The 22,380-nt window shown below is 66.5% G+C and carries 23 protein-coding genes and 3 tRNA genes; 16 read left to right on the top strand and 10 right to left on the bottom strand.

All coding sequences use genetic code 11. The annotated features are described in order from the left end of the window. Window positions 1-242 precede the first annotated feature (242 nt). From cueR to EJI01_RS19880, 11 genes are all read left to right on the top strand, one after another. The gene (gene cueR / locus EJI01_RS19830) at window positions 243-707 is read left to right on the top strand and encodes a Cu(I)-responsive transcriptional regulator (protein WP_126838849.1); all 465 of its coding nucleotides are present in this window, start codon (window positions 243-245) and stop codon (window positions 705-707) included. Window positions 708-781: 74 nt separating this feature from the next. Further along, window positions 782-3,055 (top strand): copper-transporting P-type ATPase, encoded by a 2,274-nt coding sequence (locus tag EJI01_RS19835; protein ID WP_126838850.1) that lies wholly within the window; start codon window positions 782-784, stop codon window positions 3,053-3,055. Between the two features lie 40 nt (window positions 3,056-3,095). After that, on the top strand, window positions 3,096-3,566 hold the full coding sequence (locus tag EJI01_RS19840) for a DUF411 domain-containing protein (RefSeq protein ID WP_126838851.1): 471 nt from the start codon (window positions 3,096-3,098) through the stop codon (window positions 3,564-3,566). An 11-nt stretch (window positions 3,567-3,577) separates the two neighbouring features. Next, a complete protein-coding gene (locus EJI01_RS19845) occupies window positions 3,578-3,910 on the top strand; it encodes a copper-binding protein (protein ID WP_260602533.1) in 333 nt (110 codons plus the stop codon). 96 nt (window positions 3,911-4,006) lie between these two features. Next, the gene (locus EJI01_RS19850; RefSeq protein WP_185878981.1) at window positions 4,007-4,399 is read left to right on the top strand and encodes a hypothetical protein; all 393 of its coding nucleotides are present in this window, start codon (window positions 4,007-4,009) and stop codon (window positions 4,397-4,399) included. A gap of 120 nt (window positions 4,400-4,519) precedes the next feature. Continuing rightward, a complete protein-coding gene (locus EJI01_RS19855; protein WP_260602534.1) occupies window positions 4,520-4,870 on the top strand; it encodes a hypothetical protein in 351 nt (116 codons plus the stop codon). Next, window positions 4,867-6,282, top strand: coding sequence for a TolC family protein (locus EJI01_RS19860; protein WP_126838853.1), 1,416 nt, complete (start codon window positions 4,867-4,869; stop codon window positions 6,280-6,282). The genes EJI01_RS19855 and EJI01_RS19860 overlap by 4 nt, the downstream gene beginning before the upstream one ends. 24 nt (window positions 6,283-6,306) lie before the next feature. Beyond that, the gene (locus EJI01_RS19865) at window positions 6,307-7,722 is read left to right on the top strand and encodes a multicopper oxidase family protein (protein WP_126838854.1); all 1,416 of its coding nucleotides are present in this window, start codon (window positions 6,307-6,309) and stop codon (window positions 7,720-7,722) included. An 18-nt stretch (window positions 7,723-7,740) separates the two neighbouring features. After that, the gene (locus tag EJI01_RS19870; RefSeq protein ID WP_126838855.1) at window positions 7,741-8,229 is read left to right on the top strand and encodes a plastocyanin/azurin family copper-binding protein; all 489 of its coding nucleotides are present in this window, start codon (window positions 7,741-7,743) and stop codon (window positions 8,227-8,229) included. Between the two features lie 33 nt (window positions 8,230-8,262). Then, window positions 8,263-8,556: a copper-binding protein gene (locus EJI01_RS19875; RefSeq protein ID WP_126838856.1), complete on the top strand. Its 294-nt coding sequence runs from the start codon at window positions 8,263-8,265 to the stop codon at window positions 8,554-8,556. A 47-nt stretch (window positions 8,557-8,603) separates the two neighbouring features. After that, entirely contained in the window at window positions 8,604-8,933 is a 330-nt protein-coding gene (locus EJI01_RS19880) for a four-helix bundle copper-binding protein (protein ID WP_126838857.1), read from the top strand. 19 nt (window positions 8,934-8,952) lie between these two features. Here EJI01_RS19880 and EJI01_RS19885 read toward each other — a convergent pair whose 3' ends face one another. Further along, window positions 8,953-9,714 carry an IclR family transcriptional regulator gene (locus EJI01_RS19885; protein ID WP_126838858.1) on the bottom strand — a complete coding sequence of 254 codons (762 nt, stop codon included), beginning with the start codon at window positions 9,712-9,714 and terminating at the stop codon, window positions 8,953-8,955. 118 nt (window positions 9,715-9,832) lie between these two features. Here EJI01_RS19885 and EJI01_RS19890 point away from each other — a divergent pair, with 118 nt between their 5' ends. From EJI01_RS19890 to EJI01_RS19910, 5 genes are read left to right on the top strand one after another with little or no spacing between them, the layout of a single operon-like run. Then, window positions 9,833-10,798: a tripartite tricarboxylate transporter substrate binding protein gene (locus EJI01_RS19890; protein ID WP_126838859.1), complete on the top strand. Its 966-nt coding sequence runs from the start codon at window positions 9,833-9,835 to the stop codon at window positions 10,796-10,798. Window positions 10,799-10,808: 10 nt separating this feature from the next. Next, on the top strand, window positions 10,809-11,612 hold the full coding sequence (locus EJI01_RS19895) for an enoyl-CoA hydratase/isomerase family protein (protein WP_126838860.1): 804 nt from the start codon (window positions 10,809-10,811) through the stop codon (window positions 11,610-11,612). Continuing rightward, entirely contained in the window at window positions 11,609-13,696 is a 2,088-nt protein-coding gene (locus EJI01_RS19900; protein ID WP_126838861.1) for an acetate--CoA ligase family protein, read from the top strand. The genes EJI01_RS19895 and EJI01_RS19900 overlap by 4 nt, the downstream gene beginning before the upstream one ends. A gap of 27 nt (window positions 13,697-13,723) precedes the next feature. Continuing rightward, complete coding sequence (locus EJI01_RS19905) at window positions 13,724-14,707, top strand: Bug family tripartite tricarboxylate transporter substrate binding protein (RefSeq protein ID WP_126838862.1); 984 nt, start codon at window positions 13,724-13,726, stop codon at window positions 14,705-14,707. Next, window positions 14,704-15,675, top strand: coding sequence for a D-2-hydroxyacid dehydrogenase family protein (locus EJI01_RS19910; protein ID WP_126838863.1), 972 nt, complete (start codon window positions 14,704-14,706; stop codon window positions 15,673-15,675). The genes EJI01_RS19905 and EJI01_RS19910 overlap by 4 nt, the downstream gene beginning before the upstream one ends. Here EJI01_RS19910 and EJI01_RS19915 read toward each other — a convergent pair. The 9 genes from EJI01_RS19915 to EJI01_RS19955 form a co-directional block, all read right to left on the bottom strand. Beyond that, window positions 15,672-16,133 carry a hypothetical protein gene (locus EJI01_RS19915; protein WP_126838864.1) on the bottom strand — a complete coding sequence of 154 codons (462 nt, stop codon included), beginning with the start codon at window positions 16,131-16,133 and terminating at the stop codon, window positions 15,672-15,674. The two genes, EJI01_RS19910 and EJI01_RS19915, sit on opposite strands and share 4 nt — an antisense overlap. Window positions 16,134-16,456: 323 nt before the next feature. Next, window positions 16,457-16,533, bottom strand: a tRNA-Asp gene (locus EJI01_RS19920). A 71-nt stretch (window positions 16,534-16,604) separates the two neighbouring features. Continuing rightward, window positions 16,605-16,680, bottom strand: a tRNA-Glu gene (locus EJI01_RS19925). A 51-nt stretch (window positions 16,681-16,731) separates the two neighbouring features. Next, window positions 16,732-16,807 (bottom strand) — tRNA-Ala (locus tag EJI01_RS19930). A 34-nt stretch (window positions 16,808-16,841) separates the two neighbouring features. Beyond that, window positions 16,842-18,233 carry a glutamate--tRNA ligase gene (gltX, locus tag EJI01_RS19935; protein WP_126838865.1) on the bottom strand — a complete coding sequence of 464 codons (1,392 nt, stop codon included), beginning with the start codon at window positions 18,231-18,233 and terminating at the stop codon, window positions 16,842-16,844. Continuing rightward, complete coding sequence (locus tag EJI01_RS19940; protein WP_126838866.1) at window positions 18,230-19,444, bottom strand: O-succinylhomoserine sulfhydrylase; 1,215 nt, start codon at window positions 19,442-19,444, stop codon at window positions 18,230-18,232. The genes gltX and EJI01_RS19940 overlap by 4 nt, the downstream gene beginning before the upstream one ends. Window positions 19,445-19,459: 15 nt before the next feature. Next, a complete protein-coding gene (gene purF, locus EJI01_RS19945; protein WP_126838867.1) occupies window positions 19,460-20,980 on the bottom strand; it encodes an amidophosphoribosyltransferase in 1,521 nt (506 codons plus the stop codon). Window positions 20,981-20,992: 12 nt separating this feature from the next. Next, window positions 20,993-21,478: a CvpA family protein gene (locus tag EJI01_RS19950; protein ID WP_126838868.1), complete on the bottom strand. Its 486-nt coding sequence runs from the start codon at window positions 21,476-21,478 to the stop codon at window positions 20,993-20,995. Between the two features lie 7 nt (window positions 21,479-21,485). Then, entirely contained in the window at window positions 21,486-22,367 is an 882-nt protein-coding gene (locus EJI01_RS19955; RefSeq protein ID WP_126838869.1) for an SPOR domain-containing protein, read from the bottom strand. Window positions 22,368-22,380: the final 13 nt, after the last annotated feature.

Below are 22,380 nucleotides of genomic sequence, written 5' to 3' on the forward strand. Positions count from 1 at the left end.
CCGGCACCAGCGTCGCACGGGTTCAGTGGCGAGTGCAAGGAGCATGAAGCGCCGATTTGGCGGGTTCATGCTTCGCATACACGTCCAGCAGGGCTGCTTAACCCTGAAAGAAGGTGGGGTTCGTACATGCTGGATTGACCTTCCCATGATGGAAGAGTTGATATTTCCTGAATCGGAAATCTAAAGACAGGAGATGTCGATGAGCAACAGCATGCGACGCGGCGCTGGAGAGGAGGTGCGTGATGTGCAGCACCTTTGATGGGCCGTTCAATATCGGCGAGGCATCCGCCCGTTGCGGGGTCAATGCCAAGATGATCCGTCACTACGAATCGCTTGGACTGTTGCCCAAGGTCGGCCGCACGGATTCGGGCTACCGCCAGTACGCCGAGAAGGATGTGCATACGCTGCGGTTCATTCGGCGCGGACGCTCTCTCGGCTTCAATATGGCCGAGATTTCCGAGCTGTTGAAGCTGTGGCAGAACAAGCGCCGCGCAAGCTCCGACGTCAAACGCATTGCTCTGACGCATGCCGAGGACCTCAGCCGCCGCATCGAAGAGATGGAAAGCATGAAGCGCACGCTTGAGCGGCTGGCGGACTGCTGCCAGGGAGACCAGCGGCCGGATTGCCCCATCATCGACGAACTCGCCGAGCTCAGCGGGTTCGCAGACTGCCATCACACATCCAAGGCTCAAGTCCTTGAGACCTAGCCTGCGGCCGATACCAGAAACCTGTCGGCCTTCCCATGGTTGGAGGGTCAAGACTGGCGATACAGGAGATCTCAATGAATCCACATCCCTACCCTCCCGCCGCGCCCATCGCGACTCCCGAGAAAGCTTCGCAAGGACACGATCATCGAGATCACGGTGCTGCTGGCCGGGATGCCGGAGGTGGGCATGGTGGTGACCGCGGCGCCGCGGTAAAGACGGGCGGCGGTGCCAACGTCGAGTACACCTGCCCCATGCACCCACAGGTCCGCCAGATGGGGCCTGGAAGTTGCTCCATTTGTGGGATGGCGCTGGAGCCTGTCGTCGCGACCGAGGCGACCGGGGAGAGCGCGGAGTTGCGGGACATGAACCGCCGGTTCTGGATTGGATTGGCGCTCAGCCTGCCCGTGGTACTTCTTGAAATGGGTGGGCACCTCATCGACCTGCATGGCCTCCTGGGTCAGCAGACATCCAACTGGGTGCAGATGCTGTTCGGCACGCCCGTGGTCTTGTGGGCCGGTTGGCCCTTCTTCGTGCGAGGCTGGGTCTCGGTGAAAAATCGCAGCCTCAACATGTTCAGCCTCATTGCACTGGGTACAGGCGTCGCATGGGCGTACAGCATCGTGGCAACCGTGGCACCCGTTCTATTCCCCGCGGAACTGCGCACGACGGATGGCGCGGTCGCTGTCTACTTCGAGGCTGCGGCCGTCATCACCGTCCTGGTGCTGCTCGGGCAGGTCCTGGAGTTGCGCGCGCGCGAAAAGACATCGGGAGCGATCCGCGCCTTGCTCGATCTGGCGCCGAAGACCGCGGTACGGGTGAAGGACGGCGAATCCGACGAAACGGTCGAGCTCGACACGATCGGCGTGGGCGACAAGCTGCGCGTTCGACCGGGCGAAAAGGTGCCGGTTGACGGCGAGGTCGTGGAGGGCAAGGCCACGGTAGACGAATCGATGATCACCGGCGAGCCGATTCCCGTCGCCAAGGCGACCGGCTCCAAGGTGACGGCGGGAACTCTGAACCAGACCGGCGGCTTCGTGATGCGCGCCCAAAAGGTGGGTGCGGACACCTTGCTGGCGCAAATCGTCCATATGGTCGCGTCGGCGCAGCGCAGCCGTGCGCCGATTCAGCGCATGGCCGATCAGGTTGCCGGTTGGTTCGTCCCGGTGGTGGTGATCGTGGCGGTCCTGACCTTCGTTGCCTGGCTCGTCTGGGGGCCCAATCCGGCCTTGTCATACGCGCTGGTGTCGGCGGTGGCAGTCCTCATCATCGCCTGCCCCTGTGCCCTCGGCCTGGCCACTCCGATGTCGATCATGGTTGGGGTCGGCAAGGGGGCGCAGCACGGTGTTCTGATCCGCGACGCCGAGGCACTGGAACGCATGGAAAAGGTGGACACGCTGGTGGTCGACAAGACCGGTACATTGACCGAAGGCAAGCCGAAGGTCGTGCATGTCGAGGCAACGGAAGACTTTGACGCCGCTACCGTTCTTCAGAAGCTCGCCAGCGTGGAAAGAGCGAGCGAACATCCCCTGGCCGCCGCCATCGTTGCGGAAGCCCAGAATCGCCGGTTGCCGCTGCTGCCCATCACGGACTTCGACTCTCCCGTTGGCAAGGGCGTGGTGGGGACCGTGGAGGGCGCACGTGTGATCTCGGGCAGCGCGAAGTTCCTGGCCGAGCAAGGCATCGAAGCCGGGGCCATGCACGCGGTCGCCGAAGGCGTGCGGGCGAAGGCCGCGACGGTCATCTTCGTGGGCATCGATGGGCGCATCGCCGGCTTTGTCGGCATCGCGGACCCGATCAAGGACAGCACGCCCCAGGCCATCTCCGCATTGCGCAAGGAAGGCATCCGGGTCGTCATGCTTACCGGCGACGGGCGAACCACGGCACAGGCCGTCGGGCGTCAGCTCGGCATCGACGAGGTAATCGCCGAGGTGCTGCCGCAAGACAAGTCGTCGGTGGTCGAGAAGCTGAAGGCCGAAGGTCGCGTCGTGGCCATGGCCGGCGATGGCGTCAACGACGCCCCCGCCCTGGCTGCCGCGGACGTCGGCATCGCCATGGGAACCGGCACCGACGTGGCGATGGAGAGTTCAGGCGTGACGCTGCTGCACGGCGATCTCATGGGCATTGCGCGAGCTCGTCGCCTCTCCCAGGCTACGATGAAGAATATCCGAACGAATCTCTTCTTCGCCTTCGTCTACAACGCGGCGGGCATACCTCTGGCGGCGGGCGTGCTCTACCCGTTCTTCGGCATCCTGCTGTCGCCGGTGATTGCAGCGGCGGCTATGGCGCTTTCTTCTGTCAGCGTCATTGCCAACTCGCTGCGTCTGCGCACAAGCAGAGTGATCGACTGAACCGGTGGCGGCACCGAACAACACACTCGAAAGAGTCCACATGAAAAGACGTTCACTCCTCCTCGCGATCGCAGCGACTCCCATCCTGCACCCCGGCCTGTCCTATGCGGCTGCTCCGATCCATGTTTACAAGAATCCAGATTGCGGCTGCTGCAGCGCCTGGGTCGACCACCTGAAGGCTGCCGGCTTTGCCGTGCAAGTGACCGAAACTCCAGATACCTCGAGCGTACGCAAGCGCTTCGGGATGCCGGAACGCTTTGCAGGCTGCCACACCGCGACGCTGGAAGGCTATGTCCTGGAGGGTCATGTGCCTGCGGACGATATCAAGCGCTTGCTGGCCATGAAGCCGCAGGCCATCGGCCTTTCCGTACCTGGCATGCCGGTGGGTTCGCCAGGCATGGAGTACGGCGACCGCCGCGACCCTTACAAAGTGCTCCTCAACGATCGCCGCGGCGGGGAGCGTGTCTTTGCAAGTTATGCGGGCAGCTCGACCACCGGAGCAGCAAAGTGAGATGGCCTCGCGTGTTGATCGCGGGACTGGTTCTCGCGACCGCCGGCGCTCAGGCACAGACATCCCTGAATTCCCCCCCGGCGCCCAAGAAGTCCGCCAGAGCCGGCCAGGCGGCCTCGCTACCCCTGGCCGACGCAACGGTCGAGCGTGTCCTTCGTGAATCCGGTGAAATCGTCCTGGACCATGGGGATCTGCCCAATCTCGCGATGCCGGCGATGACCATGGCTTTCGACGTGGGAAACAAGAAGATGCTCGATGCGGTGAAGCCTGGCGACAAGATCCGGTTTCAAGCGGAAATCGTCAAAGGCAGGCCGACCATCACGCACCTGGAACGTGCTCGCTAGCGAGTGCCGGCGCGGTCGCAGCCGGTCTCTGGCGGAGGCGAATAGGCAAGGCCAAGTAAGCCCTCTACAATTTCGGCGATGGTCAGTCTTCGCGCAATGCTGCTGTGGCTCATGATGCTCGCGGTGCCCTTTCAGGGCTACGCGGCAGCGGCCATGGCGTTTTGCGCACCTGAGCCGGCGCAGATGAGTGCCGGCGCGGCGCACGATCACAGCCAGCACGATCACGCCTCGCCGAAGGGCGCCGCGCATCATCATGCGAATGTGAGCGGCGACGATGGCGAGGACCATCACGTCGCTCAGAACGCGCAGGACGACGCCTCCGACACGTTCCACAAATGTGGCAACTGCGCGGCCTGCCATTCGGTCGGGATGATGCCGACGCTCGTGACATCCCTTCTTCACGGTCTCCCGCAGGCCGACCTCGCAGAGCCCTTCCTCGCGATGGCGACCGTCTCGCCTCGCGTTCCTCACAAACCACCTCGCGCGTAACCGCGTCCAGCGTCCGGCAGCTCGGCTGCCGGCGCGCGGACGCCCATGCATCGCTCGTATCGTCATGCCCTTCTTGGGGCTCGCTGACGGCACGCCGTTCATGAACATCGCGAGGATCCCATGTTCACTTTCCTGCCCGCCCGTTGGCTGGCTACTTTGCCCGCCCTGGCTGCCTTGGCTGCCTTGGCAGCGGGCGCCCAGACCGGCCCTGCGCCGGCTCCCGCTGCCGCCGCCGAACCCGCGGCAACTCTTTCCTTCCGATCGGCGATGGACGGCTACAAGCCTTTCGCCGACGAAAAGCCCATTCCCTGGAAGGAGGCCATCGAGACCGTTCATCAGCGCGGCGGCTGGCGCGCCTATGCCAAGGAGAGCGCTGGCGAGGCCGATGACAAACCATCCGGCACCGCCGATCCGCATGCCGGCCATTCGATGTCCGCGCCGAAGGCGAAATCGCCAAAGGACAAGCCATGAGGCGGCCTCTGCAGATCGCCGCGATCGCGCTGGCCGCTGCATTCCTCGCCGGCTGTGCTTCCGTCGGGATCGACGATGCGTTGAAGCAGACGAATTCCTCCGCCTCGCAGTTCACCGGGGGGAAGCTCGAACTGAGCCGGACCACGGAGCAGAGAGATGCCCGCACGGCGCTTTCCGAGGCGCTGCTCGGCAAGCCGCTTTCCCGGGATGATGCAGTCCGGCTGGCGCTCGCGAACAGCCCTTCGGTCCAGGCGCTGATCGCGCAGAGCTGGGCCGACATTGCCGCGGCCAATCAGACGAGCCGGCTCACCAACCCCGTGTTCAGCTTCGAGCGCCTGCGCCTGGGCGACGAGCTGGAAGTGGGACGGTTGCTGTCCTTCGGCCTCGTCGATCTCATCCTGCTGCCGCAGCGGCTTTCGATCTCCCGAAGCCAGGCCGCTCAGGCGCAGGTGCAGCTGAGCGGCGCGGTGGTGGACCAGGTCACGCAGGTGCGGCAAGCCTGGGTGCGCGCCGTCGCGGCCGGGCAGTCGCTGCAGTACGCCGAGCAGGTCAAGGAATCGGCCGAGGCCAGCGCGGAACTCGCGCGGCGCATGCAACTCGTCGGCAACTTCAGCAAGCTGCAGCGCGCGCGGCAGCAGGTGTTCTATGCCGATGCCACGACGCAGCTCGCGTCCGCACGCCACAACGCTACGGCCGCTCGCGAAGAGCTGGTCCGCGCCCTCGGCCTGGACGATGCGCAGGCCGCCCGGCTGAAGCTGCCTGCGCGCCTGCCGGATCTGCCCAAGTCGCCTCGCGAAGCAAGCGAGGTTGCAACCACCGCCGGCGAGCAGCGCCTGGACGTGCAGCAAGCCCGCGCGCAGCTCGACGTCGCCGGCAAGTCGCAAGGCATCAACCTGTTGTCGACCTTCATCGATGTCGAGGCCGGGGTGCGCCGGGACACCGTATTCGATGGCGGCAGCCGTGACACGCGCCGCGGATTCGAGCTTGACATCCGGCTGCCTCTCTTCGACTGGGGGTCCGCCCAGCGCGATGCGCTGAACGCGCAGGCGCTTGCGGCGGCGAATCGCTACGACGCGACAGTTCGTGGCGCGACCTCTCAGCTGCGCGAGGGCTATTCCGCCTATCGCACGGCCTACGACATCGCGCGCCACTATCGCGACGAGATCGTGCCGCTGCGCCAGACCATGCAGGACGAGAACGTGCTGCGCTACAACGGAATGCTGATCGGCGTCTTCGAGCTGCTCGCAGAAGCCCGGGATCAGATCACGAGTGTGAACAACGCCATCAACGCCCAGCAGCAGTTCTGGCTGGCTGATGCCGCCCTGGCGGCATCGGTGATCGGCAAGCCTGTCGCCGCATCCTCCCCGATGACTAGCTCGAGTCCGCAGGCTGCCTCCGGTGCCGCCCACTGATCGGCCCTTCCACGCACAACCATCATGACAAACAGACGCAACTTTCTCAGCGGTGCCGGTGCCATCACGGGTGCCATTGCCGCCGCTTCGGTCGGCAAGGTGGCCATGGCGGCCTTGCCCGAACCGGCGCTGCAGACCAGGCCCGACACCATGCCGCCGCTCTCGCCGCCGACCGGGCGGCCGTACAACCCCGTCGTCACCCTCAACGGCTGGACGCTGCCCTGGCGCATGAACAACGGCATCAAGGAATTCCACCTGGTAGCCGAGCCCGTGGTGCGCGAGATGGCGCCCGGCTTCAAGGCCCACCTGTGGGGCTACAACGGCCAGTCGCCGGGGCCCACCATCGAAGTGGTCGAAGGCGACCGCGTGCGCATCTTCGTCACCAACAAGCTGCCCGAGCACACCAGCATCCACTGGCACGGCCAGCGCCTGCCCAACGGCATGGACGGCGTGACCGGCCTGACGCAGCCGGGAATCCAGCCAGGCAAGACCTTCGTCTACGAGTTCGTGGCGCGGCGGCCGGGCACCTTCATGTACCACCCGCATGCGGACGAGATGACGCAGATGGCGATGGGGATGATGGGCTTCTGGGTCACGCATCCGAAGGCCAGGCACCCGCTGATCGACGAGGTGGATCGCGACTTCGTCTTCCTGCTCAATGCCTACGACATCGAGCCCGGCAGCGCGACGCCCAAGATCATGACCATGCTGGACTTCAACCTGTGGTCCTGGAACAGCCGGGTTTTTCCAGGCATCGATTCGCTCAACGTGCGGCTGAACGACAAGGTGCGCATCCGCTTCGGCAACCTGACGATGACGAACCATCCGATGCATCTGCACGGGCATGAATTCGTGGTCACGGGGACCGACGGCGGGCCGACCCCGAAGAGCACCCGCTGGCACGAGGTGACGACCGACGTGGCGGTCGGCCAGATGCGCCAGGTCGAATTCCTCGCCAACGAGGAAGGGGACTGGGCCTTCCACTGCCACAAGAGCCATCACACGATGAACGCGATGGGCCACGATGTGCCCACCATGATCGGCGTCGACCACAAGGACGTGGTGAGGAAGATCACCAAACTCGTGCCCGACTACATGGTGATGGGCGAGCGCGGCATGGCCGACATGGCCGAGATGGAGATGCCGCTGCCCGACAACACCGCGCCGATGATGGGCGGCGAAGGGCCCTTCGGCTCGGTCGAGATGGGCGGCATGTTCAGCGTCGTCAAGGTGCGCAAGGGCCAGAAGCCCGGCGACTACTCGAACCCGGGATGGTTCAAGCACCCGCAAGGCACGGTGGCCTACGAACTGGATGGGCAGCTGCCCGAGCCGCCTCGAGAGCGCAGCGCCGGCGCGGCCGCCATGCCTGCGCAGAACATGCCGGCCAAGAACATCGAAGTCCGCGTCCGCAAACCCGCCAACGGCCACTCCGGCCATTGAGATTCAAAAGGAAGCTCCATGAAAAATTCCGTTCGCAACACCACTTTCGCCGCACTGATCGCCCTCGCGGCAACGAGTGTTCTTGCAGCCGGCACCCATGCCGGTGGACACAGCCATGACGACGCGATCGGCAAGCCCGGCGTCTTGGCGAAGGCGACACGCACCGTGAGCGTCGACATGACCGACGACATGCGCTTCAACCCTGCGAGCATCAACGTGAAGCAGAACGAGACCGTGCGCTTCGTGGTCACCAATTCCGGCAAGCTCAAGCACGAGCTGGTGCTCGGCACCGAGAAGGAGTTGAAGGCGCACTACGAAGTCATGAAGAAGAACCCGGAGATGGAACACGCCGATCCGAACATGGTGACGCTCGCCGCCGGCAAGACCGGCGAGATCGTCTGGCAATTCACCAAGGCCGGGAAAGTCGACTTCGCGTGCCTGCAGCCGGGTCACTACGACGCCGGAATGAAAGGCGCCGTGAACGTGACCAAGGCCACCCGCAAGTAATCGACCTCGACCCACTCCATGGAAGGAACTCACATGATCGACATTCGTACCGCTCTCGCCGCAATCGTTGCTGCATTCGCGTTCTCCGGTTCGGCCTCCGCCGGCGATCTCGCCGAGGGTGAGGTGCGCAAGGTGGACAAGGAAGGCAAGAAGCTCACGCTCAAGCATGGTCCTCTGAAGAATCTCGACATGCCTAGCATGACGATGGTCTTCCAGGTGAAGGAAGATGCCCTGCTGGACAAGGTCCAGGCCGGGGACAAGGTCCGTTTCCAGGCCGAAAAGATCGACGGCAAGTTCACCGTCACAAGGCTCGAAGCGGCGCGCTAGGTTCCAGTTCGCCGGCTTGTCCGGCACTTCCACCCAAGGAGAACGCCATGCCACATGAGAAATACGTCCAGTGCATCGATGCCTGCAACGATTGCGCGACGGCGTGCAATCACTGCGCCGCGTCTTGCCTGGCCGAGGACGACGTGAAGATGATGGCCAAGTGCATCGCGCTGGACATCGATTGCGCTGCCTTCTGCCAGTTGGCCGCTGCAGCGATGGCGCGCGGCAGCGCCTACGCCGGCGCCATCTGCAAGCTGTGCGCCGAGATCTGCAAGGCTTGCGGCGACGAGTGCGCGAAGCACAAGGCGAAGCATTGCAAGGACTGCGCAAAAGCTTGCCATCGCTGTGCCGAAGAGTGCCTGAAAATGGCCCAGTAGGCCGCCTGCCGGCTCGAAGTCACCTGGCAAACGGCGTATCCCGGAACGCCGCACCGATCTGCTCGCGAAGCGCCAGCAGCGGCGCACTCAGCGCGAGCGCCACCTCGTTCGCCGGGTCGGTGGTGGAGACGCTGGCATTCAGCACATGCACGCGCTCGTTCTCGAGCGAGAGCGGCGTGGCCAGTGCGACGATCTCGGGCTGCCAGGAGGCCGCGCACCAGCCGCGCCGGCGCACGCTGTCGATGGCCTTGTCTATCTCCTTGCGAAGCCGAGGCCAGTCGCTGCGGCGCGCCTCGAATTCCTTCAGCAATTCAGCGCGCCGCGTCTCGGGCGCCACGGCCAGCCAGGCGCGGCCGAGCGAGGTGAGTTCGATCGGCACGCGCTGGCCGCTCACCACGCTGCGCAGCGACGCCTTCGTGTTGTAGCGGAACGATTCGAGATACAGCATCTCGCTGCAATCGGCGACCGCGAGCCCGACGTTGATGCGCAGCTTCTCGGCCACCGCCCGCATCCGCGGCGCAGCCACCTGCAGCACGGCGGAGCCGGTACGCATGGCATGCGCGAAGCTCAGCACCGGCGCCGCCAACCGGTAGGCGCGCGCCGAGCGGTCATGCTCGAGCAGGCCGGCGCCGACCAGCGTCTGCGTGAGGCGGCTCACGGTGGCAGGCGCCAGCCCGGTGCGCTCCGCCAGCTCGCCGTTGCCGAGCAGCGTGGAGCCGGGCCGGAAGGCCCGCAGGATCTCGATGCCGCGTTCGAGCGAGCGGTTGGGTGGGGTCGCCATGCGATGTCTCCTTGCGCCACTCATCTCCAATTCCATCCAGTGGAATGAGGCGGGTGCGCTCGCGAAGTATGCGTCCTAAGCTTCGGACCCATCGAGCCACCCAGAAAGAGAGACATCCATGCGTGCATTCCTCCGCCTCGCCGCGACGCTCGCGTTCGCGGCGCTGACTGCGTCACCGGCCCTCGCGGCCTTCCCGGACAAGCCGCTTCGCATCATCGTCCCATTCGCGCCCGGCGGCGGCACCGACGCCATCACGCGCTCGCTCGGCGTCAGCCTGGCCGAGGCGCTGGGCCAGCCCGTCATCGTCGACAACAAGCCGGGCGCCGGCACCATCATCGGCACCGACGCCGTCGCCAAGAGCGCGCCCGACGGCTACACGCTGGTGATGGCCACCTTCGCGCACGCAGTCAATCCCGCGCTGCAACCCAAGCTGCCCTACGACACCGACAAGGCCTTCGCACCGGTCGCGCTGATCGGCGTCTCGCCCAACGTGCTGGTGGTGCGCGCGGACCGGCCCTACAAGACGGTGGCGGAAGTGGTGGCCGCAGCCAAGGCCAAGCCCGGCACGCTGACCTTCGCCTCGCAGGGCAACGGCACCTCGGCGCACCTGGCGGGCGAGCTCTTCAAGAGCCTGGCCAAGGTGGACATCACGCACGTGCCCTACCGCGGCGCGGGACCGGCGATGACCGACCTGCTCGGCGGCCAGGTCGACATGATGTTCGCCACCGCGGCCGCCGCGCGGCCCTTCGTCAGCGCAGGAAAGATGCGCGCGCTCGCAGTGACCACGGCGCATCGTTCGCCGGCCTATGCCGACGTGCCTACGCTGGCCGAATCCGGCGTGCCGGGCTACGCGGCGGAGAGCTGGTACGGCCTCTATGCGGCGGCCGGCACGCCCAAGGACGTGATCGCGCGCCTCAACGATGCGGTGCGCCGTGCCGTGAAGGCCGAGGCCTTCGTGAAGCAGACCCAGTCGGAAGGCCTGGCGGTCAACGTCGGCACGCCGCAGGAACTCGACCGCTACGTGCGGGCCGAGGAAGTGCGTTGGCGCAAGGTCGTCAAGGACGGAAACATCACCGTCGATTGAAGAGCCCATCATGAACACCGCACCCATCCAGATCGAACTCGAAGTGGCGGACGGCATCGCCGTCCTCACGCTCAACCGTCCCGAGAAGCGCAATGCCATCAGCGATGCGATGCGCAGCGAGCTCATCGCCGCGCTCGAACAGGTGGCCGGCGATGCCAAGATCCGCGCGCTCGTGCTGACCGGCAACGGCAAGGGCTTCTGCGCCGGCGGAGACGTGGCCGGCATGCAGCGGCGCATGGACGCGCCGGCCGGCGAAGTCGGCTTCAACGGCTGGACACGGCAGCAGCGCGTGCATCACTCCATCGCTTTGCTGCACACCATGCCGAAACCGGTGATCGCGGCGGTGAACGGCTCGGCCAACGGCCTGGGCGCCGACATGGCGCTGGCCTGCGACTTCGTCATCGCTTCCGAAGAAGCCAGCTTCGCCTGGAGCTATATCAAGCGCGGCCTGATCCCCGACGGCGGCGGCATGTACTTCCTGCCGCGGCGCGTCGGCCTGTCGCGCGCCAAGCAGTTGATCTTCACCGGGCGCAAGGTCGAAGCCGCCGAAGCGCTGCAGCTCGGCATCGCCGATCGCCTGTGCCGGCCCGATGCGCTGTTGGCCGATGCGCAGGCCTGGGCACGCGAACTGTCGCAGGGCTCGGCGGCCGCGCTCGCGCTCGGCAAGTCCATCATCGACCAGAGCTTCGAGCTGCCGGCCGAGCAGGTCTTTGCGCAAGGCAGCCAGGCACAGGGCATCTGCTACACGACACAGGCGCATCGCGATGCGGTGCTGGCCTTTCTGAACGCCGGCACCAGGGAGAAGTCGGCATGAACGACGCGATCTCGCGCCTGCTCAAGCCCCGCAGCGTGGCGGTGATCGGCGCGTCGGCCGATCCGGCCAAGACTGCCGGCCGGCCTGTCGCCTATTTGACGAAGCACGGCTTCACCGGCGCGATCTACCCCGTGAATCCGCGCGCCGCCGAGATCGGCGGCCTGAAGAGCTACCCCGACGTGCAGTCGCTGCCCGAGGCGCCCGACGTCGGCATCGTCCTCCTGGGTGCGGAGCGCGCGCATGAAGCAGTGCGCGAGCTCGCCGCGCGCGGCACCTCGGCCGCGATCGTGCTGGCGAGCGGCTACACCGAGGTCGGCGAAGAAGGCGCGCGCCGCCAGCAGCAGTTGCTAGATGCCGCGGGCCGCATGCGCATCCTCGGCCCCAACACGATCGGCCTGGTCAACCTGACCGACAACATCACGCTGTCGGCGACCGGTGCGCTCGAGATGGAAGGCTTTCAGGCCGGCCACATCGGCGTCGTCTCGCAAAGCGGCGGCATCCTCGGCGCCCTGCTCTCGCGTGCGGCGGCGCGCGGCATCGGCCTGTCGAAGCTCGTCTCGACCAGTAACGAAGTCGACCTGGACCTGGCCGATTTCGTCGACCATCTCGCGGACGACGAAGCGACCTCGGTGATCGCGCTCTACATGGAAGGCCTGCGCCATCCCGCGAAGTTCCGTGCGGCGGCATTGAAGGCGGCGCGCCGGGGCAAGCCGGTGGTGGTATTCAAGGTCGGCCGCTCGGAAGCCGGCGCCACGGCAGCCGTGTCGCACACCGGTGCGCTGGCGGGCGCGGACCGCATGTACGACGCGCTGTTCCGCGAGGTCGGCGTAATCCGCGCGCAGAGCTTTGCCGACCTGCTCGACATTCCCGCGACGCTGGCCACGGCGCGCGCGCTGCGCGGACAGCGCGTGGCGGTGCTCACCTCGACCGGCGGCGCCGGCACGCTGGTGGCCGACAGCCTCGGCAGCGCGGGCTTCGAAACGCCGGCGCCGGATGCGCAGACCGCCGCGACCCTGCGCGCGCTGCAGTCGGGCGAGCATGCGGTGCTCGACCGCAATCCGATCGACGTCACCCTCGCCGGGCTGCAGCCGGCGCTGCTGCGCGGCGCGATCAAGGCGCTGCTAGCGAGTCTCTCCTACGACGCGGTGGTCGTGATCGTGGGCTCCTCGGGGCTCGCGATGCCGGATTTGATGGCCGACGCCATCCACGACAGCCTGCCGGGCAGCGACAAGCCCTTGCTGGCCTACGTGAGCCCGCACGCGCCCGGCATCGCGAGCCTGTTGAACCAGCGCGGCGTGCCGGCCTTCATGGCGCCCGAGAGCTGCACCAGCGCGCTGGCCGCGATGCGCGAGCGCGCGCTGTGGGCCGCGCCCGCAGCGGACTGCGCGCTTCCGGCACCGGTACGCATCGACGACCTGCCGCGCGGATCGCTCGACGAAGCGCAAGCCAAGCAGCTGTTCGCCCGCTTCGGTGTGCCTTGCGTGCGCGAACGTGTCGTTTCCAATGCGCAAGAGGCAGCGCATGCAGCGCGCGAACTCGGCGGCGCGGTGGTGCTGAAGATCCTGTCGTCCGAGATCACGCACAAGAGCGATGTCGGCGGTGTGGCCGTCAATGTCGATGCCGAGCTGGTGGGCGCGCGGCTCGATCGCATGACGCACGAAGTGGAATCGCACTCGGGCGTGCGGCCGCGGCAGTTCCTGGTGCAGGAAATGGTGAGCGGCGGCGTCGAACTCATCCTGGGTTTTCATCGCGACCCGCTCGGTGGCGCCGTGCTGCTCGGCATGGGCGGCGTCACCGCGGAGCTGCTGAAGGACACCACGCTCAGGATGCTGCCGACCCAGGGCCTGTCGCGCGAGCAAGCCGGCGCGCTGGTGCGCGAACTCAAGACCTGGCCGCTGCTCGACGGCTTTCGCGGGCGGCCGGTGTGCGATATCGATGCGCTGGTCTCGGCCATCGTGTGCTTCTCGCAGATGGCGGCAGCGCTCGGCGAGCGCCTCGTCGAAGCGGAGATCAACCCGATCTTCGTGTTGCCGCAGGGGCAAGGCGTGCGCGCCGCCGACGGCGTGGCCGTTCTCGCGCCCTGATTCGATCCACGGCAAAAACGAGACACCATGACCGCGAACTTCATCTCGCGCCGACATTTCAACCATGCCATCGGCTCGGCGCTGGCGGCCTTGCCGCTGCTGTCGAACGCACAGGCCTTTCCTTCCAAGCCGATCCGCATCGTCGTGCCCTTCGCGGCCGGTGGCCCGACCGACCTGATGGCACGCGCCATCGCCAAGACCATGTCGGCCAGCCTGGGGCAGCCGGTGATCGTCGACAACAAGCCGGGCGGCGGCGGCGTGATCGGCATGAGCGAGGTCGCGCGCGGGCCGGCCGACGGCTACACGATGGTCTTTCCCTCGATCCTCGCGGTCACCAATCCGGCGCTGATGCCCAACTACCCCTTCGATACGCTGCGCGACTTCGCGCCACTCACGGTGGTGGGCTTCATTCCGCATGCGGTGGTCGTGAAGCCGGACTTCCCGGCCAAGACATTGCAGGACCTGGTGGCGATGGCCAAGGCCAAACCCGACAGCCTCTCCTACGGCTCTTCGGGCAACGGCACGTCGGCACACCTGGGCGCCGCGCTGTTCGCGCAGCGCGCGGGCATCCGCGCGACCCATGTGCCCTACCGCGGCGCGGGCCCGGCTGTGCAGGACCTGCTGGGCGGCCAGATCCAGTTCATGTTTCTCGACATGAGCTCGGCGCTGGCGCAGATCAAGGCCGGCAAGCTGCGCGCGCTTGCGGTGGCACCCAAGTCGCGCTTCGCCGGCCTGCCAGAGGTGCCGACCGTGGCCGAGCAGGGCTATCCGGGCTTCGACGTGCATGGCTGGTACGGACTGCTGCTGAAGGCCGGCACACCGGCGCCGGTCATGCAGCGGCTCTATACCGAGGTCAAGGGCGCGCTCGATACGCAGGAGATGCGCGAGATCTTCCGGGCCCAGGGCATCGAGCCCGGTGGCATGCCGCCGGCCGAGTTCACGGCACTGGTGCGCGACGACCTGGCGTTGTGGAAGCGCACGGTCGAGCAACTCAACATCACGCTTCAATGAACATCGTCATCCCCGACGACTACCAGGACTGCGTCCGCACGCTCGACTGCTTCGGCAAGCTGGCGAGGCACGAGGTCCGCATCTTCAATGACACGGTGAAGAGCACCCACGAACTCGCGGCGCGCTTCGTCGATGCCGAGGCCATCGTGCTCACGCGCGAGCGCACGCGCATCGACGCGGCGCTCCTCAACCGGTTGCCGAAGCTGCGCCTGATCAGCCAGACCGGCAAGCTGGCGGGCCACGTCGATCTCGCGGCCTGCACGGCTCGCGGCGTCGTGGTGACGGAAGGCAGCGGCGCAGGCTCGGCCACGGCTGAACTGACCTGGGCGCTGGCGCTGGCGAGCCGCCGGCACCTGGTCGAGGAGGCCACGCGCCTGCGCCAGGGCCGGTGGCAAGGCTACCTGGGCCAGCAGCTCGGCGGCCAGCGTCTCGGCGTGTGGAGCTACGGGCGCATCGGCCGCCAGGTGGCTGCCTACGGTCGCGTGTTCGGCATGAAGGTCTGGATGTGGGGGCGGGAAGGCTCGACTTCAGCGGCCCGCGCGGATGGTTTCGAGGTAGCCCCGTCGCGCGAAGCCTTCTTCGCCGACAGCGACGTGGTCAGCCTACATGTGAGGCTCAACGAGCACACCTGGGGCCTGGTCACGGACGACGACCTCGGCCGCATGAAGACCAGCGCCCTGCTCGTGAACACAAGCCGTGCCGAGCTGATCGCCGCCGGCGCGCTGGAGCGCGCGCTGATGCTGGGGCGGCCCGGCTTCGCAGCCATCGACGTGTTCGAGGAAGAACCCGTGCGCGGTGCCGCGCACCCGCTCGTGCACTTGCCCAACGCGCTGTGCACGCCGCATATCGGCTACGTCGAGCGCGACAACTACGAGCGCTACTTCGGCATCGCCTTCGACCACATCAACCAGTTTGCCGAAGGAAGATTGAACGAGGCGCTCAATCCCTCGGCCTTGCCGGCGGCCTAGGACTTGTCCTCGGGCTGTTGGCCGAAGCGCTGAAACATGGCCGATCCGAGCCGCTTGATCTCCATCATGGCATCGGTCTTCGGTGCTTCTTCGCCGGCAAGGACGGCCGCCGCGTGCGATGCGGAGGCGCTTGCCCTTCGAGCGCGGTTCGCGCACTTGGCGAGTTCCTGCTTGCGCTCGCTCAGCGTGAAGTAGGCGGCGTCCCTCAGCAGGGTCTCGGCAACCCGCAGCGCGGCCTCTGCGGCACTCAGGCTCATGTGGATGCCGGCACGTACGCGATTGCCGTAGTCATTCTCTTCCTTGAGCCGAAGCTCCGCCTCCTGCTGGGATGAAGGGAGGACGCCCAGATCGGTGGGCGCAAAGTAGGGCACGGCCTGCACCCCGAGGCTTCGTCCTGCGATCACCTCTTCTATGGCGGTCCTTGCTTTCTCGATCGTTTCCAGATCCAGATTTTCCATGGCAGCCTCTTTTTGCGACAGGCTCAAGTGTGGGGCCGCAGCGCCGACGCGCACGTCTTCTGCACTCGAAACTCAGGCAACCCGTCAATTTTTGGCAACAGAAGAATCGCGCAGCCGCGACCGAAAGATGCTCGGCCGGGCAAAGGTAGAACTTAACTACTGATTCAACGAATCTCGAAACGGCACTCACGCGAAAGAGCGTTTCCTTCTTGGAATCCGAACCCGCGCATCGACCAGCCGCATGAAGCGCTGCCGAATCGAATTCCAAAACAAAAATGGGTCACAGCGATGAAGCTGCAACCCATTGATCTCGTCGAGGAATCTGGCGGAGTGGACGGGACTCGAACCCGCGACCCCCGGCGTGACAGGCCGGTATTCTAACCAACTGAACTACCACTCCTGGTAGACAACGTTCGCTCCATATGGAGCCAAGTGCTGCGACTTGTGCCTGCTTCACCACTCGGTGAGAACTGGCGACCCTACGGGGATTCGAACCCCGGTAGCCACCGTGAAAGGGTGGTGTCCTAGGCCTCTAGACGATAGGGTCAAAACCTTCGGAACCGCGTTGCGATCAACGCTTGTTTTCTCGACGCCCTGATGGTGGAGGTAAGCGGGATCGAACCGCTGACCTCTTGCATGCCATGCAAGCGCTCTCCCAGCTGAGCTATACCCCCTTGGGTGTCGAGCCTCAAATTATAGCCTGAAAAATCAGGCCGCCTTCAATCTCGTGACGACTGTTTCACGAGAAAAGAGCGCGAGCACTGCATCGAGCGAAGGCGTCTGCGGCGTTCCCATCACGAGCACGCGCACCGGCATCGCGAGCGCGGGCATCTTGATGCCGTGCGCGGCCAGCACTTCCTTGATGGCGGCTGCGATCGCCGCCTTGTCCCAGGCGGCGACGCTCGCGAGCTTGTCGGCCAGCGTCGCGATCGCGGGGCGCACGGCCTCGGTCACATGCTGCGCACGATCGGCTTCGCTCGGCGCGACGTCGGCGTAGAAGGCCGCGGCCCAGTTCGCGAGCGCGACCGTGGTGTCGCAGCGGTCCTTGAAGAGGCCGCAGATGGCAGGCAACCGATCGTCGGCCGCGATGTCGCGCTTCTGCAGCTGCGCCGCGACCAGCGGCGCCAGCGCATCGTCGGCCATCGCCTTCAGATGCTGCGCATTGACCCAGCGCAGCTTGGCCTCGTCGAACTGCGCCGCACTGCGCCCCAAGTGGTCGAGATTGAACCACTCGATGAACTGGGCGCGCGTGAAGATCTCGTCGTCGCCATGGCTCCAGCCGAGCCGCGCGAGGTAGTTGACCATCGCATCCGGCAGGAAGCCTTCGTCGCGGAACTGCGTGACGGGCTTGGCGCCGTTGCGCTTGCTCATCTTCTCGCCCTGCTCGTTGAGCACGGTCGGCAGATGTGCGTAGACCGGCGGCTCCTTGCCGAGCGCGCGGAAGATGTTGATCTGGCGCGGCGTGTTGTTGACGTGGTCGTCGCCGCGGATCACGTGCGTGATGGCCATGTCGATGTCGTCGACCACGACGCAGAAGTTGTAGGTGGGCGTTCCGTCGGGGCGTGCGATCACGAGGTCGTCGAGCTCGTCGTTGCCGATCTCGATGCGGCCCTTGACCTTGTCGTCCCAGGCCACCGCGCCGCCCTGCGGATTGCGAAAGCGCAGCACCGGCTGCACGCCTTCGGGGACAGGCGGCAGCGTCTTGCCGGGCTCCGGACGCCAGGTGCCGTCGTAGCGCGGCTTCTGCTTGGCCTCCATCTGCTTCTCGCGCAGCGCGTCGAGCTCGGCCACGCTCATGTAGCAGGGGTAGACCTGGTCTGCCGCCTGCAGTTCGGCCAGCACCGCCTTGTAGCGGTCCATGCGCTGCATCTGGTAGTACGGGCCCTCGTCGTGGTCGAGGCCCAGCCACTGCATGCCTTCGAGGATCACGTCCACGGCGGCCTGCGAAGAGCGCTCGAGGTCGGTGTCCTCGATGCGCAGGATGAAGTCGCCGCCTGTTGAGCGTGCGAAGGCCCATGGGTAGAGGGCGGAGCGGATGTTGCCGAGGTGGATGAAACCGGTCGGCGAGGGAGCGAAGCGGGTGCGGGTCTTTTGCGTCATGCGAGGGTGCTCAAGCCGCGCAGCAGGTCGGCCTTGATGTCGTCGATGTGGTCCAGCCCGACCGCCACGCGGACCAGGCCCTGGCCGATGCCGGCCGACTGGCGCTGCGCCTCGGTGAGGCGGCCGTGCGAGGTGGTGGCTGGATGGGTGATGGTGGTCTTGGTGTCGCCGAGGTTGGCGGTGATGGAGAGCACGCGCGTGCTGTCGATCACGTGGAAGGCGTTGGCGCGCGCCGCTTCGGGCCCATCGCCCTGCACGTCGAAGGAGACCACCGCGCCGCCCTGCCCCGACTGCTGGCGCATCGCGAGCTCGTGCTGCGGATGCGAGGCGAGTCCGGGGTAGTAGACGCGCGTGATGCCCGGCTGCGTTTCGAGCCATTGCGCTAGCGCGAGCGCCGCGGCGCAATGCGCCTGCATGCGGATGCCCAGCGTCTCGAGCCCCTTGAGCACGATCCAGGCATTGAAGGGCGACAGTGCCATGCCCGCGGTGCGCACCACCGGGCCGAACACTTCGTTGACGAGCTTCGCGGGGCCGCAGATGGCACCGGCCAGCACGCGGCCCTGCCCTTCGAGGTACTTGGTGCCCGAATGGATCACGAGGTCGGCTCCGAACTCGGCCGGCCGCTGCAGCGCCGGCGAGCAGAAGCAGTTGTCGACCGCCAGCAGCGCGCCCGCGTCGTGCGCGAGATCGGCCAGCGCGCGAATGTCGCACACGTCGGTCAGCGGGTTGGTCGGCGTCTCGGCGAAGAGCAGCTTGGTAGTCGGCCGCATGGCCGCCTTCCACTCCGCCACGTCGGTCTGCGATACGAATGTGGTCTCGACGCCGAACTTGCCGAACTCGCGCCCGATCAGGTTGAGCGTCGAGCCGAACACCGAGCGCGAGCACACCACGTGATCGCCTGCCTTGAGCAAGCCCATGCACATCATGAGGATCGCGCCCATGCCGCTGGACGCGCCGATCGCGGCTTCGGTGCCTTCGAGCGCGGCCAGGCGCTGCTCGAAACTCGCGACCGTCGGGTTCGAGGTGCGCGTGTAGGTGAAGCCTTCCTCGGTGCCCGCGAAGCGGCGCGCCGAGGTCTCGGCATCGGGCTGCACGAAGCTGCTCGTGAGGAACAGGGCCTCCGAGTTCTCGCCGTACTGGCTTCGTTCGAGCGCAGTACGGACTGCGAGCGTGTCGCGGTGCAGGCCGGGAGGCAGGGATCGGTCGGTCACGTCTGGGTTCTTCTTCTATTCGCTCAGATTGGGCAGCGCGAGGCGCGAGGAGTCTTCCTCGGTTTCTTCGATGCGGGGACGGTTGCCGTTCATGCGCGTGATGGCCTCGGTGTCGATGTCGCCGGTGACATAGACGCCGTCGAAGCACGAGGCATCGAAACCGTCGAGCTTCAGCGTCCCCACCGTGCCCGGCATGGCCTTAAGGATGGCGCGCTTCATGCCTTCGACGTCCTGGTAGATCAGCGCGTCGCAGCCGATCAGCTCGCGCACCTCTTCGATGCTGCGGTCGTGCGCGACCAACTCGTCCTTGGTCGGCATGTCGATGCCGTAGACGTTGGGGTAGCGCACCGGCGGCGCTGCGCTCGCGAGATAGACCTTGCGCGCACCGGCCTCGCGCGCCATCTGCACGATCTCGCGGCTGGTGGTGCCGCGCACGATCGAGTCGTCGACCAAGAGCACGTTGCGGCCCTTGAACTCGCTCGCGATCACGTTGAGCTTCTGGCGCACCGACTTCTTGCGCACGCCCTGCCCCGGCATGATGAAGGTACGGCCCACGTAGCGATTCTTCACGAAGCCTTCGCGGTACGGAACACCCAGCAGGTGCGCGAGCTGCGTCGCGCTCGGGCGGCTCGATTCGGGGATCGGGATGATCACGTCGATCTCGTTCGGCGGCACCGTCGAGACCACGCGCTTGGCCAGCGTTTCGCCCAAATTCAGCCGCGCCTGGTAGACCGAGATGCCGTCGAGCACGGAATCCGGCCGCGCCAGGTAGACGAATTCGAAGATGCATGGATTCAGGGTCGGCGCGTCGGCGCACTGCGCGGCATGCACCTGGCCCTGCAGGTCGACGAACACGGCTTCGCCCGGCGCGATGTTGCGTTCGAACACGTGGCCCGAGCCTTCGAGCGCGACCGACTCACTGGCCACCATCACGGTGCCGTCGGCGTTGCGGCCCATCGCCAGCGGACGGATGCCGTAGGGGTCGCGGAAGGCGAGCAGGCCGTGGCCGGAGATCAGCGCCACCACGGCGTAGGAACCGCGCAGCCGGCGGTGCACGCTGCGCACTGCGGCGAACAGGGTCTCGGAAGTGAGCATGCGGTCGCGCGTCGCGCGATCGATCTCGTGCGCCAGCACGTTGAGCAGCACTTCGGAATCGCTCTCCGTATTGGTGTGGCGATGGTCGGTGGAGAACAGTTCGGCACGCAGCGCATGCGCATTGGTGAGGTTGCCGTTGTGCACCAGCACGATGCCGAAGGGCGCGTTCACGTAGAAGGGCTGCGCCTCTTCCTCGCTGTAGGCGTTGCCCGCGGTCGGATAGCGCACCTGCCCCAGCCCGACGCTGCCAGGCAGCGCCCGCATGTTGCGCGTGCGGAACACGTCGCGCACCATGCCCTTGGCCTTGTGCATGAAGAACTTGCGCTCCAGCAGGGTGACGATGCCGGCCGCGTCCTGGCCGCGGTGCTGCAGCAGCAGCAGTGCGTCATAGAGCAGCTGGTTGACGGGTGCGTTGCTGACAACGCCGACGATTCCACACATGAAGCGATCCTCTCAGGGCAGGTAGCTTGCCAACTTTTCAGGCAGCGCGGGTTTCAGGCCCTGCAATGCCGCATCGAGAACAATGGCGCTGCGCGATTCGTGCCACCAGGCACTGTCGCTCAACGCCAGCAAATGGACCACGACCGCCATGGCCAGCAGGGCGACCGCCCCGCGCGCCACGCCGAAGGCCGCGCCCAGCACGCGGTCCACCGGCCGTAGCCCCACGGCCGCGATGAGCTTGCGCGTGATCGCTGCCACCAGCCCCACGCCAAAGGCCACCGCCACGAACACCAGCACGAATCCCGCCGCATAGCGCCAGGTGGCCGCCGGGTCGCCGAAGGGCAGCCAGGCCCCTGCATCGTCCGCCAGCCACTGCGCGCAGAAGAAGGCGGCCACCCAGCCCGCCAGTGATATCACCTCGAACACCAGGCCGCGCACCAGGCCGAACAGCATCGACACCACCAGCAGCGCGATGGCGATCCAGTCGAAGAGCGCCACGCCAGTTCTACAAGCTGAGGACGGAGGCCGACAAAGACAAGCCCTTGACGCGGCTCGCCGCCTTGTCCGCCTCGGCGCGCGTGCCGAAGGGGCCGACGCGCACACGCGTGCGCTCGCCGCCGGCCGTCTTCGCGACGCTGGTGTAAGTCTTGAGCCCGGCCTTTTCCAGCCTCTGCCGCACCTCGCGCGCCTTGTCGGCATCGGCGAAGGCGCCGACCTGGACGACAAAGCGGCCGTTTTCGTCGGCTGCGACGGCAGGCTTGGCTGCTGCTGCGGCAGCGGCTTTGCCTTCGAGCAAGGCGCGGGCGCGGTTGCCGTCGTCGGCCGGCTTGGCCGGTGTCGGTTTTTCGGGCTTGGCCTCGGCCCGTGCTTCGGGCTTGGCCTCCGGCTCCGGCTTCGGCTTGGGTTCGGGCTTGGGTTCCGGTCTGGCTTCGGCGACCGGTGCTGCCGGCTTGGTTTCGGCGACCGGTGCTGCCGGCTTGGTTTCGGCGGGCGGGGCCGCAGGTGCCGGCCTGGATGGCGGAATTTCGGCGCCGTCTGCCGACTCGGTGATCATTCCGCTCCCGGAGGGCGCTGTGGCAGCCGTGCTCGCGCCGGTCGATGGCGTGGGGGTCGTCGCGGGCGCGGGCGTCGGAGGGAGGGCCAGCGGCTTCGTCTTGCTGCGGTCCGGAATCTCGATCGGGATGTCGACCGACACGGGACGCGGCTGGGTGTCGAACAGCAGGGGGAAGCCGATCACGCCGATGAGCACCAGCACCGCGGCGCCCAGAAGCCGGTGCCGAGCGCGGCGGCGCATCGCCTCGACACTTTCTGCCGGCGCCGCTGCGACGCCGGCGTTTCGCCCTTCGTTGGCCTGCGGACCGCGGCTGCGGAACTTGAAGAACGCCATGAAATTCGTTTCC

This window comes from Variovorax sp. MHTC-1 (genome assembly GCF_003984645.1).
In the GTDB taxonomy this organism is placed as follows: Bacteria; Pseudomonadota; Gammaproteobacteria; order Burkholderiales; family Burkholderiaceae_C; genus Variovorax.

What these genes read in the sequence shown, in the direction of transcription:
- cueR (WP_126838849.1), top strand. Translation starts at nt 243, where the DNA reads ATGTGCAGCACCTTTGATGGGCCGTTCAATATCGGCGAGGCATCCGCC.
- EJI01_RS19835 (WP_126838850.1), top strand. Translation starts at nt 782, where the DNA reads ATGAATCCACATCCCTACCCTCCCGCCGCGCCCATCGCGACTCCCGAG.
- EJI01_RS19840 (WP_126838851.1), top strand. Translation starts at nt 3,096, where the DNA reads ATGAAAAGACGTTCACTCCTCCTCGCGATCGCAGCGACTCCCATCCTG.
- EJI01_RS19850 (WP_185878981.1), top strand. Translation starts at nt 4,007, where the DNA reads ATGCTGCTGTGGCTCATGATGCTCGCGGTGCCCTTTCAGGGCTACGCG.
- EJI01_RS19855 (WP_260602534.1), top strand. Translation starts at nt 4,520, where the DNA reads ATGTTCACTTTCCTGCCCGCCCGTTGGCTGGCTACTTTGCCCGCCCTG.
- EJI01_RS19860 (WP_126838853.1), top strand. Translation starts at nt 4,867, where the DNA reads ATGAGGCGGCCTCTGCAGATCGCCGCGATCGCGCTGGCCGCTGCATTC.
- EJI01_RS19865 (WP_126838854.1), top strand. Translation starts at nt 6,307, where the DNA reads ATGACAAACAGACGCAACTTTCTCAGCGGTGCCGGTGCCATCACGGGT.
- EJI01_RS19870 (WP_126838855.1), top strand. Translation starts at nt 7,741, where the DNA reads ATGAAAAATTCCGTTCGCAACACCACTTTCGCCGCACTGATCGCCCTC.
- EJI01_RS19875 (WP_126838856.1), top strand. Translation starts at nt 8,263, where the DNA reads ATGATCGACATTCGTACCGCTCTCGCCGCAATCGTTGCTGCATTCGCG.
- EJI01_RS19880 (WP_126838857.1), top strand. Translation starts at nt 8,604, where the DNA reads ATGCCACATGAGAAATACGTCCAGTGCATCGATGCCTGCAACGATTGC.
- EJI01_RS19885 (WP_126838858.1), bottom strand. Translation starts at nt 9,714, where the DNA reads ATGGCGACCCCACCCAACCGCTCGCTCGAACGCGGCATCGAGATCCTG.
- EJI01_RS19890 (WP_126838859.1), top strand. Translation starts at nt 9,833, where the DNA reads ATGCGTGCATTCCTCCGCCTCGCCGCGACGCTCGCGTTCGCGGCGCTG.
- EJI01_RS19895 (WP_126838860.1), top strand. Translation starts at nt 10,809, where the DNA reads ATGAACACCGCACCCATCCAGATCGAACTCGAAGTGGCGGACGGCATC.
- EJI01_RS19900 (WP_126838861.1), top strand. Translation starts at nt 11,609, where the DNA reads ATGAACGACGCGATCTCGCGCCTGCTCAAGCCCCGCAGCGTGGCGGTG.
- EJI01_RS19905 (WP_126838862.1), top strand. Translation starts at nt 13,724, where the DNA reads ATGACCGCGAACTTCATCTCGCGCCGACATTTCAACCATGCCATCGGC.
- EJI01_RS19910 (WP_126838863.1), top strand. Translation starts at nt 14,704, where the DNA reads ATGAACATCGTCATCCCCGACGACTACCAGGACTGCGTCCGCACGCTC.
- EJI01_RS19915 (WP_126838864.1), bottom strand. Translation starts at nt 16,133, where the DNA reads ATGGAAAATCTGGATCTGGAAACGATCGAGAAAGCAAGGACCGCCATA.
- gltX (WP_126838865.1), bottom strand. Translation starts at nt 18,233, where the DNA reads ATGACGCAAAAGACCCGCACCCGCTTCGCTCCCTCGCCGACCGGTTTC.
- purF (WP_126838867.1), bottom strand. Translation starts at nt 20,980, where the DNA reads ATGTGTGGAATCGTCGGCGTTGTCAGCAACGCACCCGTCAACCAGCTG.
- EJI01_RS19955 (WP_126838869.1), bottom strand. Translation starts at nt 22,367, where the DNA reads ATGGCGTTCTTCAAGTTCCGCAGCCGCGGTCCGCAGGCCAACGAAGGG.